The organism is Frankia canadensis, assembly GCF_900197875.1.
Lineage (GTDB): Bacteria > Actinomycetota > Actinomycetes > Frankiales > Frankiaceae > Frankia > Frankia canadensis.
In genome coordinates this window covers 21666-34654 of the sequence record NZ_FZMO01000512.1, presented here as the reverse complement: position 1 = coordinate 34654, position 12989 = coordinate 21666, and the positions used below count along the sequence as shown (strand labels likewise).

At 72.0% G+C, this 12989-nt stretch carries 10 protein-coding genes; 4 read left to right on the top strand and 6 right to left on the bottom strand.

Annotation, left to right across the window (positions count from 1 at the left end):
• Positions 1-329 precede the first annotated feature (329 nt).
• The 3 genes from C1A33_RS27120 to C1A33_RS27105 form a co-directional block, all read right to left on the bottom strand.
• On the bottom strand, positions 330-758 hold the full coding sequence (locus C1A33_RS27120) for a chromosome partitioning protein (protein ID WP_243407992.1): 429 nt from the start codon (positions 756-758) through the stop codon (positions 330-332).
• Between the two features lie 185 nt (positions 759-943).
• Positions 944-4063 (bottom strand): FxSxx-COOH system tetratricopeptide repeat protein, encoded by a 3120-nt coding sequence (gene fxsT / locus C1A33_RS35995; RefSeq protein ID WP_101834485.1) that lies wholly within the window; start codon positions 4061-4063, stop codon positions 944-946.
• A gap of 561 nt (positions 4064-4624) precedes the next feature.
• On the bottom strand, positions 4625-5092 hold the full coding sequence (locus tag C1A33_RS27105) for a nuclear transport factor 2 family protein (RefSeq protein ID WP_207770527.1): 468 nt from the start codon (positions 5090-5092) through the stop codon (positions 4625-4627).
• A gap of 53 nt (positions 5093-5145) precedes the next feature.
• On the opposite strand from C1A33_RS27105, the gene C1A33_RS27100 reads away from it, so the two are divergent.
• Positions 5146-5751 carry a TetR/AcrR family transcriptional regulator gene (locus C1A33_RS27100; protein WP_101834483.1) on the top strand — a complete coding sequence of 202 codons (606 nt, stop codon included), beginning with the start codon at positions 5146-5148 and terminating at the stop codon, positions 5749-5751.
• Between the two features lie 320 nt (positions 5752-6071).
• On the opposite strand, the gene C1A33_RS27090 is transcribed toward C1A33_RS27100, so the two are convergent.
• Positions 6072-7220 carry a CaiB/BaiF CoA transferase family protein gene (locus C1A33_RS27090; protein WP_101834479.1) on the bottom strand — a complete coding sequence of 383 codons (1149 nt, stop codon included), beginning with the start codon at positions 7218-7220 and terminating at the stop codon, positions 6072-6074.
• A 177-nt stretch (positions 7221-7397) separates the two neighbouring features.
• On the opposite strand from C1A33_RS27090, the gene C1A33_RS27085 reads away from it, so the two are divergent.
• The 3 genes from C1A33_RS27085 to C1A33_RS27070 all read left to right on the top strand — a co-directional run bounded on the left by C1A33_RS27085 (position 7398) and on the right by C1A33_RS27070 (position 9752).
• On the top strand, positions 7398-8162 hold the full coding sequence (locus C1A33_RS27085) for a TetR/AcrR family transcriptional regulator (RefSeq protein WP_165818608.1): 765 nt from the start codon (positions 7398-7400) through the stop codon (positions 8160-8162).
• A gap of 158 nt (positions 8163-8320) precedes the next feature.
• A complete protein-coding gene (locus C1A33_RS27080; protein WP_101834476.1) occupies positions 8321-8875 on the top strand; it encodes a non-canonical purine NTP pyrophosphatase in 555 nt (184 codons plus the stop codon).
• Between the two features lie 193 nt (positions 8876-9068).
• On the top strand, positions 9069-9752 hold the full coding sequence (locus tag C1A33_RS27070) for a histidine phosphatase family protein (protein ID WP_101834474.1): 684 nt from the start codon (positions 9069-9071) through the stop codon (positions 9750-9752).
• A gap of 55 nt (positions 9753-9807) precedes the next feature.
• Here C1A33_RS27070 and mdoC read toward each other — a convergent pair whose 3' ends face one another.
• Positions 9808-11166: a glucans biosynthesis protein MdoC gene (gene mdoC / locus C1A33_RS27065; protein WP_423748155.1), complete on the bottom strand. Its 1359-nt coding sequence runs from the start codon at positions 11164-11166 to the stop codon at positions 9808-9810.
• A gap of 301 nt (positions 11167-11467) precedes the next feature.
• Positions 11468-12949, bottom strand: a complete 1482-nt coding sequence (locus C1A33_RS27060) for a FadR/GntR family transcriptional regulator (RefSeq protein ID WP_207770526.1) — start codon at positions 12947-12949, stop codon at positions 11468-11470.
• Positions 12950-12989: the final 40 nt, after the last annotated feature.

The window sequence follows — 12989 nt, the reverse complement described above, 5'->3', positions numbered from 1 at the left end:
ACTCTCCACAACCCCTCCGACCTGGACAGCAATCGATGGCTACCGGCACCACACGCAGCCGGATACCATCATCCTACAGGTGCCGCTACCAGTTTCACGCGCTCTCTGCTGCCACTCTGCTGCACTCCGCCCGCTGGCCCACCGCACCCGCCACTCCCGCCACCGCGCGGAGAAACCCACCCCCGGCAGGCAGCAACACAGCCGGGTCGTCCCCGGGCGGTCAGCGGGACGGGCACGATGGCGGTCTGGCCGGTATGGCCGGTATGGCGGTCGGCGGGATCGCCATACCGCGCACCGGGTGCTGGCGTCACTCGCTGAGCGCCGGTCGGTCAGGCACCGAAGGTGATCGTCTGTGTGGTGTGGTCACCGACCTGGATCGCGGTCGGTCCGGCGAACGTGTTGCCGCTCAGGACATGCCCGCCGGCCTGCTGGTCGGCGGACTGCGCGACGGCGACGGCCTGGGCCAGCGCGGCGGCGAAGGCCCGATCACGATCGGCGGCATCCTCCAGTGCCAGGCTGAGACGCTGACGGGTGCGCTCGGACAGTTCCCCGGCGCCGGCCTGCGCTTCCTCCTCGACGTGGGCGAGGACGGGGTCGTCCTCCCCGAGTGCCTGGCTGACGAGGTCGTGCACGCGGTCGAGACCGGCGTCGACGATCCGGCCGGTCTCCTCCTCCATCCGCTCCCCGACCCGGCGCGCCCTGCGCACGGCCCAGGCGAACACCACACCGACCGCAATCTCGATCCCGGTCACGCTCACTCCCCGAACCTGCGTCTCCGCGCGTCGTCGCCGGCACTGTGCGCTCGTCGCCGGCACTGTGCGCACCAGTATTCCGCGCGTCTCCCCACTGCGGCGATGCGGACGGCCCGATGTCGTCCACGTCGGACGAACCGTGGCGCACCGGCACCCCTCGTGCGCCACGCCGCACCAGAGTGGTCGTCCGCTCAGGACCTGGTGTCGGCCTGCCATCTGTGCAGCACGCCAGCGATCGCCACGGTGTTCGGATGCTCCGCGCCCAGCACCCGGGTGAAGTCGGTGATCACCCGTTCCAGCAGGGTCATCGCCTCCGCGGCGCGCCCCGCCTGCCAGTAGAAGGCGGCCAGGTTGCCCCGCATCATCAGGGTGTCGGGATGGTCGGGGCCCAGAATCCGGCGTCGGTCGGCGAGCAGCGTCTCGGTGGCCGCTGCCGCCCCGGCGGCGTCGCCTGCCTGACCCAGCCAACGGCACAGGTGGTGGCGGGTGGTCAGCGTGTCGGAGTGATCGGGACCGAGGATCCGCAGCTGGTCGGCGAGCAGGGCCTCGAACGCGGCCACCGCCCCGGCCGCGTCCCCCGACGTGCCCCGCCAGCGGGCCAGCTCATGGCGGGTGGTCAGGGTGTCGGGGTGGTCGGGGCCAAGGATCCGCAGCCGGTCGGCGAGCAGGGCCTCGAACGCGGCCACCGCCCCGGCCGCATCCCCCTGCTCCCCCTGCCAGTAGGCCCGGTTGTGGCGGGTGGTGAGGGTGTCGGGGTGCTCGGGACCGAGAGTCCGCAGCTGGTCGGCGAGCAGTGTCTGCGTGGCCGCCGCCGCCCCGGCGGCGTCTCCCGCCTCGCCTCGCCAGCGGGCCTGACCGGCGCGGGTGCTCACGATGTCGGGGTGGTCGGGACCGAGGATTCGCAGCCGGTCGGCGAGCAGCCGGTCGAACGCGGCCGCCGCCCCGGTCGCGTCCCCCGCGCGCCCCCGCCAGTGGGCCAGCTCATGGCGAGTGGTCAGCGTGTGGGGATGGTCGGCGCCGAGAATCCGCAGCTGGTCGGCCAGGATGGTGGTGAGCGCGGCGGCCGCCCCGGCGCTGTCTCCGGCCTGCCCCCGCCAGTGGGCCAGCTCATGGCGGGTGATCAGGGTGGCGGGGTGGTCCGGCCCAAGAAGGCGCAGCCGGTCGGCCAGCAGGGTGGCGGACGCCGCTACCGCCCCGGCCACATCCCCCGATTCCCCCCGCGAGCGCGCCAGGTTGCCCCGCGCGGCCAGGGTGTCGGGATGCTCGGGGCCGAGAAGGCGCAGCCGGTCGGCGAGCAGGGCCTGGAACGCGGCCGCGGCGCCGGCGGCGTCCCCCGCCCGCCCCCGCATGAAGGCCAGGTTGTGGCGGGCGGTCAGGGTGTGGGGATGGTCGGGGCCGAGAACGCGCAGACAGTCGGCGAGCAGGCGGTCGAAGGCGACCGCGGCCGCGGCGGCGTCCCCGGCCTGCCCCCGCCAGGAGGCCAGGTTGTGACGGCTGGCGAGCGTGTCGGGGTGGTCGGGCCCGAGGGTCCGCCGGGCGGTGGCACACAGCCGGTCGAAGTATCCGGCGGCGGTGGTGGCCAGGCCGCTCTGGCCAAGACTGGTGCCGGCGTGAAAGAGCACCGGGTGCACGCCGGGGTTCCACAGCCCCTGGGCGGCGGTGGTGTGCACGGCGTTGGTGTTGGCCCGCAGGATCTGCGCATGCCCCGGGTCGGACTCCACCCGCGGCCAGACGGCGAGCAGCCCGTCGCCCGCCACCCGGGCCACCTCGGCCAGCCGGTCGGGGGCGAGCCGGTCACGCACGGCGCGTTGGATCAGTTGATGCACGCGTAGCAGCCCCCCGCCGGGGGTGGGGGTGTGCTCGGCGAGGCTGAGCAGGCACAGGCAGGCAACCGCGTCCGCGGCGTCCTGCGCGTCCACCGGCAGGTGGTCCCCCGCCGCATCGCCTCCGTCGTCGCCAGGCGGGCGGCGGTGTGCGGCCAGGTAGGTCCGGGCCGGCGGGCTGGTGAGCACCTGCGTGGGAATGCCGTTGGGGTCCAGCACCGCGGCCAGCTCGAGGAGAGGACCGGCCAGGCCGCGTGGGCGCAGGGTGTTGGCGCGGTCGATGGACAGGGCCCAGGCCGCCGCCACCGGGGCGAGCTGACTGTCCGGCAGGCTGTGCGGGGCCAGCTGGTCCAGCGTTCTGGCCTGGTCGGCAAGGCGGGCGCGGTAGGCGGCGCAGTCGAGATGCGCGGAGTCCGCGAGGTAGGCGGCCGCCTGCGCCAACGCCAGCGGCAGGTGGTTCAGGTCCGCCGCCAGCCCCTGGATCTGCCCGGGGTCATCGGTGCGACCGTGCGCGGCCAGCGCCGCTGTGACATAGGCCTGCGCCTCGGCTGGGGTGAACAGGCCGAGGTCGACCCGGACCCGGCCGGAGCCGGTCAACGCCGCGTCGCGACGCCGGGTGGTGATCAGCACCTGCCCGGCCGCGGTGTCGGGCGGCCACAGACCGGTCAGGTCGGCGGGGTCGGCGACGTCGTCAAGGACGATCATCCAGCGCTCCTCGGTGCGCACCAGCCAGTCCAGCAGCTTCCGGGCGGCTGCCCGCGGATCAGCCGGGTCGGCGCCGAACAGGGCCTCGGCGGCCTCGGCGTAGCCGGTGAGGATCTGCTCGCGGTGGGCCGCGGTCACCCACACGAGTGCGTCCACCCGCCCGGATTTCCAGACCTGGTCGGCGTGGTGGGCTGCGAGCTGGGTCTTGCCGACCCCGCCCATGCCGGTCAGAACCTGGCACGTGCCTGCGCCGACCGCCGCGCGTGCCAGCTGATCGACGGCGGCACGAGGGTGGAAGAGGCCGGCGACCGGCGGCACGTTCCCCACCCTCACCGGCCACTCCACTGCCGGCCGCGCCGCCGGGAGGTGAACGTGAACGTGCTGGTTGTTGCGGTCGCCCATCTGCACGGCGGTGGGTCCGTGGAACAGGCTCCCGATCAGGCCGCGCCCGCCGGCCTGCCGCCGCGCGCGGCCCACGTCGACGGCCGCCCGAGCCAGCGCGGCGGCGAGGACCGGATCCTGGTCGGCGGCCTCCTCCAGAGCCAGCCGCAGTCGCCGGCGGGTGCGGTCGGTGGGCTGCTCCCGGCCGTCGCGGGCTTCCTGGCGCACCCGGGCCAGCACCGGGTCGTCCTCGCCCAGCGCCTCGCGGACCAGGTCGTGGACGCGGCCGAGAGCCGGGGCGACGATCCGGTCGGTGTCCGCGTGCGCCTGCTCGCCGACGTGGCGCTCCTGGCGCACCATCCAGGTGAAGACCGCTCCGACCGCGGTGTCGATCCCGTTCATCCCCGGCCCTCCGATCCACCTGTGCATGTTCGCCCACACAAGGTAGTCGACAGCCTCCCCCGCCCGGTGGCCGCGTGACCCGGCTCGACGATCCGCTCGGCGACCTGGCCCGTCGACCAGTGGCGAGGCGGCGGCGAACACGCCTTCGGCTTCAGCGTCGGCGGGCCGGGATTCTTCTGGACCTGGCCGGCGGTGTTCGTCGGCCAGGTCCTGGTCGCGCTGATGTCCGCCGGGCCTGGGCCCAGCGGGCCGAGGGCAGGCTGTACCGGCACGTCGACACCCAGGAGCTCGACCTGGACGAGCGGATGCACACGACGCCCTGGTTCCACGCGACGAACATCCCGAACGCGCCGGCCACGAACCTGGTCCAGATCGGCATCGGCGGCTGGCAGGCGCCCCGGGCCGGGGTGAAGGTCGGCCGGGCGCGGGGCACGCCGGTCATGACGGTGGGCGACGTCGAGCGGGTCGGCATCGACAAGATGCGTTCACCAGCCCCTCAGCAAGACACCATCGTCGGTGTCGAGCGTGCAGGCAGCACAGACGAGGGTGTTCGCCGCGGAGTCACTGCGGCTCCGGCGCGTCGCTGTCCGGGTCTGCCAGGTACGCGTTTGCGAGGTACGCGCCGTTGAGCGGGGTGCGTCGCGCCAGGATGACCCGATGGCGCAGGCGCCAGCCGTGATCGGTGCGCCTCAGAGTGTCGAGGTAGGTCGCGCTGACACACCGCCCGTCTGCCATGACTGCCAAGCCCTTGGATTGGGCGGTGGCCTCATCGCCGTCGTCGCCGGTGATGACGACGTTCGTGACGTGATGAGCGATCGGGTTGCCTACCCCGAGTTCCAAGCCGGCGCGACGGATCTCGTCGATCCCCACGAACATTCCCATTCCCATCCCCATCCCGACATCGGTGACGTCGTAGACGACATCTGGGGTGAACAGCTCCTCGAGTCGGTCGAGCTGACCCTGGTCGAAGAGGTGCCCGTGCAGCGACAGCGTTTCGGCGATCGCCCAGCGATCCTCAGCGCTCAGCACACAAACTCCTTTCCGGGGACTTCCTCGTTTCACTGCCAGGTAAGCTAGCGGGGATGTCCCCGGAAAGCAACCCAATCCAAGATCGCGACGCCGGACGCAGAGCCCGCCGCGTCGATGCCGCGCGCAACCGCGCCGCGCTCGTCGCGACCGCCCGGAGACTGTTCGACGAGCGCGGCGTCGACGTACCTCTGGACGAGATCGCCAAGATCGCGGGACTCGCCAACGCCACCCTCTACCGGCACTTCCCGACCCGCGCCGAGCTGATCGTGGCGGTCTACGCCACCGAGCTGGAGGACCTCAGACAGGCAAGTGACGACCTGCTGGACCGACCCGACCCCGGCCAGGCGCTCGCCGCCTGGCTGCGCCTGTTCGCGCACCACCTGGCTACCAAGCGTGAGCTAGCGCTCGCGCTGCCCGACGGCAGCGAACGCGGGGCGCTGTTCAGCTCATGGCACGCCACCATGCAGGACGCCGCCGCGCAACTCCTCAACCGTGCCCGTTCCGCCGGTGCCGTCCGGGGCGACGTGTCTACGCCCGACATCCTCGCGCTCGTCAGCGGCATCGCCCTCACCGGTCTGCCGAACTCCCGGCTCGACACACTGCTGGACCTCGTCAGAGACGGCTGGGCCTCATCGGCCAGGGCTCTGCCGGGCGGGTAGGCATGTTCAGGACGCCACAGCAGCACGACGTGCCGGCGGGCGCTTCGGGACGCCATGCCGGAGCAGGCACGACCGGATAGTGCTGGCCGCGCCGCCGTACTGGCCTGCGGTCTCGACCAGCGTCAGCCCGTCCAGGTACATCCGCTCGACCTACTTCGGGCTGCTCGTCGGTGAGTCGCCGACCTCGGCGAACACCAGAGGCGCACGCGAGCTGGAGGAGGACACGCTGAGCCGCCGACGCTGGAGCTCGGCCCCGACCACCGCACGACTCCTGACAGTCGCACACATCGATGGGACCACGACTGGCCACGGTTGCCGGCTCAGTCCTGGCGCCTGAGCCATTCCGTCAGGACTTCGGTCTGGTGCTCGCCGGGGGCCGGCGGCGGAGCCAGGGCGCTGCCGGCCCGCTCGTCGCAGTCGTGCCAGCGGATCGCGCTGCGCATGAGTGGCCAGCTCCCGGGCTCGCCCTCGATCAGTTCGCGCGCGGCGAAGTGCGGATGCTCCATGATCTCCGGAGTCCGCAGGACCGTCGCTCCGGGGCAGTCCCAGTCGACGAAGCGCTGGTCCCACTCGGCGGCGGTGGCGGTCGCGAAGATCCCGCCCAGCTCCCGTCGCAGCGACGCGTCCTCCTCGCCGAACTCGATCTCGCCGCCGGTGTGCAGGTCGACGAGGTCCGGCCGTCCCACGCCGGCGCAGAAGTTCACCCAGAACTTGCGCTCGAGCGCGCCGAGCAACACCGGCCTGCCGTCCTTGGACAGGTAGGTGTCGTAGAAGGGGCCAAGCGATCGTTCGTGGGCGTCCCACGGCTCGCCCGTTCGGGTCGTCAGCAGGATGTCGGTGCGGTGCGCCTCCACCGCGGCGTCCCAGCAGGAGATGTCGATCCAGGCACCGTGACCGCCTCGGCGGACCTCGGCGATCGCGGCGCAGACGGCGATCGCCGCGTTACTGGCCCCCAGTTCGTTGCCCCAGCTGGAGAAGCTCCAGCCCACCCGTGGTTCACCGTCACGCGTCTCCAGCACCACGCTGTCGGCGAGGGAGTCCATGTTCAGGCCGTGCGACGGCAGGTTGGCCAGCGGTCCGGTCTGACCGAATCCCGTCAGGGAGCAGACAATCAGCGACGGACGCGCACGCCGCAGCGCCGCGAAATCGATGCCGATGCTGGCCCAGAAGCCGGGGAGCTGGTTCTCCAGGATGACGTCGGCGACGTCGGCCAGGGCGAAGAAGGTCTCCCTGTCAGCCTCGTCCTTCAGGTTCAGACAGATACTGCGCTTGCCCCAGTTGTAGCCGACATGCTGCGCGCTCTCACCGTCCACGAGCGGCGGTATCGCTCGGATGCGGTCGCTGCGACCCGGGTTCTCGACCTTCACCACGTCAGCGCCCAGCGCGACCAGCTTGTTGCCGGTCAGCGCGGGCGGAATAAGAATTCCGAGGTCCAGAACCCGGACGCCGGCCAACGGAAGATAGGACATACGAGGTCTCCTTGTCTGGGAAGCGGCTTCTCCGCCTGGCGGCGCTCAGCTCATTGCCCGGACGTCCGCGTCAACGCCCGTGAACCCCCCGTCTCGGCTCGCCGGCCCGGCTGGCTCGCTCACGGCCGCAGCCCGATGCTTGCCGACGTTCGACATGAGTGTCAACATCTCGACATCATGTCGAACACGCAGGACCGCGGCCGGCCGCCGAGCGCGACGGCGGATGACGAGGCGAGCGCGCTGAACGCGGGCGGACGGAGCCAGGCCCGACGCGGGCTGATCGAGGCGCAGGTGCGGTCCACCGCGGCGGAGGTCTTCGCGACGAAGGGCATCGCGTCCACGCGCATCCAGGACATCGCCGACGCGCTGGGCACCAGTCGCACCGCGCTCTATCACTACTACCCGAGCAAGGACGACCTGCTCGCCGACCTGGTGCGCGACATCGCCGACGAGGCCACGGCCGTCCTGCGGGCCGCCGTCGACCGTGCGCAGCCGGCGGACCCGGCGGCTCGCCTGCACTTCGCCGTCCGGGCGCTTGTCCACCTCTCCGTGGACAATCCCGGTCGGGCCCGCCTGCTGGACCTGGTCGCCCGTGACCTTCCCCAGCCCGCGAGCCAGGAACTCGCCGAGCGCAACAGCCGCTTCTTCCGCGGCCTCGCCGAGCTGATCAGAACCGGCATCGACGCCGGTGTCCTGCGCAGGGTCGACGAGCACGTAGCGGCCCAGACCATCGGCGGCATGACCCGCGCGGTGGCCTGGTGGTACGACCCCGCCGGTTCCCGCTCCGCGGACGAGATCGCCGACCAGATCGCCGACACCGCCGTGGCCGGACTACGCAGGTCCACGGCCCCCCGAACGATGTCCACCGGCGTCCTGGCCTCCGTCGCCCGACTGCGAGCAGAACTCGACCGCTTCGAACAGACCACCACCGACCCGCCGTGACCTCGCAGGACGTCCCCCGGTTGGCTCCAGGTCGGCGCCGGATGTGAGAGCAGGTGACCCGGTAGCGACGAACCGCCCGGTGACCCGGATCATCGGGCCGGTCCGCCCTCGGCGCACAACCGCCGCGGGCCCAGACCTCACACCGACGAGAGGACACCATGATCGACGATGTCGCGCTCATCACCAGCAACGAGGGCAAGGCCCGCGAATACACCCTTCTTCTGGGCAGGGAGATCGTCGCAACCTCGATGGACCTCATCGAGATCCAGTCCCTGGACGTCGTGACCGTGGCGGAACACAAGGCCGCTGACGCCTACGCGAAACTCCGGCGCCCGGTACTCGTGGACGACTCCGGTCTGGCCGTGACCGCCTGGAACGGCCTTCCCGGCGCGCTCAGCGCCCACTTCCTGGGCGCCGTCGGCATCCCCGGGCTCCTCGCCATGGCGGCAGGCCTTCCCGATCGCGGCGCCTCTATCACGACCGCGATCGGCTACGCCGACGCCACCGGCGTCCACGTCGTCGCCGGCACCGTGCACGGCACCCTGACCAGCGTCCCCCGCGGCAGCAACGGCCACAGTTTCGACACCGTCTTCATACCCGCCGGCGGCACACAGACCTTCGCCGAGATGCCCACCGAGCGGAAGAACGCGATCTCCCCCCGCCGCCGGGCCACCGACGCCCTGCGCACACACCTCACGCTCGCCCGTTCCTGAACCACCACCGGCACGGTGGATGTCGCTGCGTCAGTGCGGCGCGACGCGCCGGTCGGCCTCGCCGTCGAAGAGCACCTCGCGCCTGTCCGGGAAGTGCCGGAAGAAGGCGCGCTCGAGCGGGTGTTCTCGTCTTCCGCGCGACGCCGCTGATCGACTCCCGCCGGCGTGGCGCGGCATCGGGCAGAGTGGGGCGATGCGCCTGATGCTGCTCCGCCACGGCCAGACTCCCCACAACATCGTGGGTGCGCTCGACACCACGCGACCGGGGGCCGAGCTGACCGCCCTGGGTCACGCGCAGGCACGGGCCGTCCCCGACGCCCTGCGCGGCGAGCGGATCTCGGCGATCCACGCCTCCGTCCTGATTCGCACGCAGCTCACCGCGGCACCCCTCGCCGAGGCGCGGGGGCTCGCGGTCTCGGTGGCGGAGGGCATCGAGGAGGTCTCCGCGGGCGAGCTGGAGCTGCGCACCGACAGGGCATCCGTCGCCCGGTACATCGGCGTCACCCACAGCTGGATCGACGGTGACCTGGACCGCGTCATGCCAGGCGGGTCCAGCGGCCACGAGTTCCTCGCCGGCTACGACGCCGCCATCGCCGCCATCGCGGCCGCGTGGGACGGGCAGGGCGCCGTCCTGGTCGTCAGTCACGGTGCCGCGATCCGGGCCTGGGTGGCCATCCGGGCCGGCGGCGTCGGGACCGTCGAGGATCGGTGGCTCGCGAACACGGGCATGGTCACCCTCGACGGCGACCCGCTGGCCGGCTGGAACCTCGTGCGATGGCATGCCGAACCGCTCGGCGGATCCGCCTCCGCCGCCGTCACCGCGCACGACGTCACCGGCGCCCCGATCGACGAGGCCGAGAGCCGCGCCACCGGATAGCGCCGCCGCTGTGGGCGTGAGCTTCGGGTGGGTTCCCGTTTCACCGCGTCGCCGGCTACCAGGGGAGCCAGCGCAGCTGTTGGGTCCGTTCCGCGTCCGCCCAGGAATCGGCCGTCGGGTCCGGCGTCGGCAGCGGGCGCAGGATGCTCAGCGGGAGGGTGTTCTCCGGGTCGTCGTGGGGGGTCGGCCTGGCGGCGTCCGCGACCGGGCGCCGCGCGTGCCGGGAGGCCGGCCGGGCGTCGCCTTTCCTCGCCGGGAACTTGCCGTTGAACATCGTCCGCAGAAACGCCGACCGTGCGATCACGAACTGGTGGATGGCCAGGGTGATGCCGATGACGAGCGCGGTGACCAGCAGCATCTGCGGCCAGGCGAGCGAGGTGTCCAGCCCCAGCAGGTTCGCGACGATGTAGATCCAGAAGAAGTGGAACAGGTAGACCGTGTACGCGGAGTCGGCGAGATAGCTCACCCAGGCGCGCGGCCCGGGCACCAGTCGCGCGCCGAGGGCGAGCAGGGCGGAGACCAGCGCGGTGGAGAACACCGTCTCGCTGAGCACCTGCCCGGTGCCGTAGCCGGCCTGTGCGATCCAGCCGCGGTTGCCGGCGAGCACGACCAGACCTGAGGCGACGAGCAGGATCGGCGCGGGCCGCTGGAAATGTGCGAGCAGCCGGCGGCGGTCGAGATAGAGCAGCAGGCCGAGGCAGTAGAACGGCAGGTGCTGCAGGGTCATCCGGGCGATCTCGCCGACCGCGCCGGTGCCGAGCACCGGTTCGGCCACGGCCCGGCGGAATCCGTGCAGCACGATGGTGAACGCCAGCACACCCAGCACGATCACCGCCATGGCGGGACTCCGCGACACGGTCGCCCGCTGGTAGAGCGGAAGCCGGACCAGCCGGGTCAGCAGCATCACCGCGGGAGGTGTGCAGAGCACGTAACACAGCAGGGAGATGAGGAACCACAGATGCAGCGGCCAGTGCAGCTCCCCCTCGGGGTGCGGGATGGTCCGCCCACGTAGGAAGTCCTGGAACGAGATGTTCGGGTCGTTGTGGAAGTTGTAGGTCATCCACAGGGTGGGTGGGTTGAACAACACGAACGTGCAGACGAGCGGGGTTCCCACGGCGGCGAAGCGGCGGCGGACCGTGCGGGCCGCCCCGTACTTGCCGACCAGCATCGCCGAGAGGAATCCGGAGATGAGGAAGAAGCCCTGCATCCGGAACAGGCCGGAGGCGAAGGCGATGCCGTGGAAGACCCGGTCGTGGCCGAGCGTGGACACGTGGACGAAAACGCCGACCAACATGAACGTGCCACGCAGCCCGTCCAGATGGTAATAGTGCGCGCCCTGGCCGTGGGCATCCCGAGCGGCTCTCCCCAGGTGCGCCGTCGACCGATAATCCTCATCAGCTTCACCTGCGGGCACTGTGCAGACAGTAGCGTTATGATCACATCTTTACCACTACACGGCAGCAAGCAGACCCAATGAGACGCAGGCGCGTCGCGAGTTCTGCCCGCAGGCCAGCCGGTCCGTCGACAACCGGACATCAACGCGCTCGGCACGCAACCTCGTCGATTAGGGCATAAAACGGACAGGCGTCTGGCGTCGGCGCGTCACCCCGCAGGCCGGGCGGACGACAGGCCGGACATTCTCATGGCGACGCGATACCAGGAATGCGCCGACCCGCTCGCACAGCGGCGCGATCAGGCCGGACCGGCGGGCGTGCTCAGGCCCACCAGGCGTCGAGCGCCTGCAGGTGACGGCGCATCCGGTACTGGGCGAGCGGCCCGTCGCCGGCGAGGATCGCCTCGAGGATCCGGCCGTGGACGTCGTGCACGGTCCCGGCCTCGGTCCCGGCCTCGGGCGTGGCCTCGGGAGTGGGCTGCACCGCCGGGGGGATGCCGGGCGCGGGGGCGTCCGCGTCGGCGGGCCACCGGTCCTCGCCTGGCGGGACGGGAGCGCCGGCGTGCCGGGCGGAGACGGTCAGCATGATCTGCAGGAACAGCGCGAGGATCTGGTTGCCGGCGAGTTCCGCGATCCGCAGGTGGAAGTGGTGCGACAGCGCCGCGACCTGCTCAGGCGGGGTGGCGGCCGTGACCTGGTGCGCCGCCCGCAGCGCCGCGCCGCGCGACCCGTCGGTGCCCCGGGCGACCAGCAGACCGATCGCGCCGAGCTCGGCGACGTCGCGGACCACCCGCAGCTGGGCGGCATCGACCCCGCGGTAATCCAGGTACACCGCCATCGCGTCGATGCTCGCCGACGGATCGGGCTCGGAGATCACCAGCCCGCCGTAGGGCCCGCGCCGCATCCGCGCCACCGAGTGGTATTCGAGCAGGCGGATCGCCTCGCGGAACACCGCACGGCTGACGTCGAGACGGGCCTGCAACTCCGTCTCCGAACCGAAGATCTCGCCGACCCGCGCGCCGCTGGCGATGATCTCCGACATCAGCCGGCGCGCGACGGTCTCGGCGAGCTTGCCCCCGCCCGGTGCCGCGAGCGCGAGCGACGGGCGCCGCGCGATCGGCTCCTGGCTCGTCGAGAGCAGCCAGTCCCGCATGGCCGTGAGATGGCGCAGCATGCGACGCTCGGCCAGCGCCGCGTCACCGGCCACGATCGCCTCGACGATGGCCGCGTGCGCCCGGTCCGAGTCGGCGCAGAGCGCCCGGGTGTGCGCGGCGTCCTGCGCCGGCGGGACGGTCGCGTAGCGGGTGGTGAGCTCGCACAGCACGTCGACGAACAGGCTGAGCGCCGGGTTACCGCCGAGGCTGCCCAGCAGCCGGTGCAGCTGCCCGCGGGCCGCCGGGTCGAGCTCGCCGCGTTCGCGCTCCGCGGCGAGCACACGGCGCAGGGAGACGATGTTGTCCTCGGTGAGTGCCTGCGCCGCGAGCCGGGCGGCGAGCGGCTCCACCAGCATCCGCACCTCGAGCAGATCCTCGATGGTCGTGCCGATGTACTCCAGGTAGACGACCACCGCGATGGTCAGGGGGGCGGCGTCGGGGGCGCGCAGCACCAGCCCGCCGCGGCGACCGCGGCGCATCGTCGCGACGCCATGGTGCTCCACCAGCCGGATCGCCTCGCGCAGCACCGCACGGCTCACCCCGTAACGCTCCAACAGGTCCGTCTCGGAGGCGTAGGACGTGCCGACCCGCCAACCGTCGCGGGCGATGTCGTCCTCGATGCGCCGCGCGAGCCGGCGGGCGAGCTTCACCTCATGCGGCCGCCTGCGGCTGTTCAGACCGGAACCAGAC

Coding starts and splice junctions, on each gene's coding strand:
- fxsT (WP_101834485.1), bottom strand. CDS start 4,063: ATGAACGGGATCGACACCGCGGTCGGAGCGGTCTTCACCTGGATGGTG.
- C1A33_RS27100 (WP_101834483.1), top strand. CDS start 5,146: ATGTCCCCGGAAAGCAACCCAATCCAAGATCGCGACGCCGGACGCAGA.
- C1A33_RS27090 (WP_101834479.1), bottom strand. CDS start 7,220: ATGTCCTATCTTCCGTTGGCCGGCGTCCGGGTTCTGGACCTCGGAATT.
- C1A33_RS27085 (WP_165818608.1), top strand. CDS start 7,398: ATGTCGAACACGCAGGACCGCGGCCGGCCGCCGAGCGCGACGGCGGAT.
- C1A33_RS27080 (WP_101834476.1), top strand. CDS start 8,321: ATGATCGACGATGTCGCGCTCATCACCAGCAACGAGGGCAAGGCCCGC.
- C1A33_RS27070 (WP_101834474.1), top strand. CDS start 9,069: ATGCGCCTGATGCTGCTCCGCCACGGCCAGACTCCCCACAACATCGTG.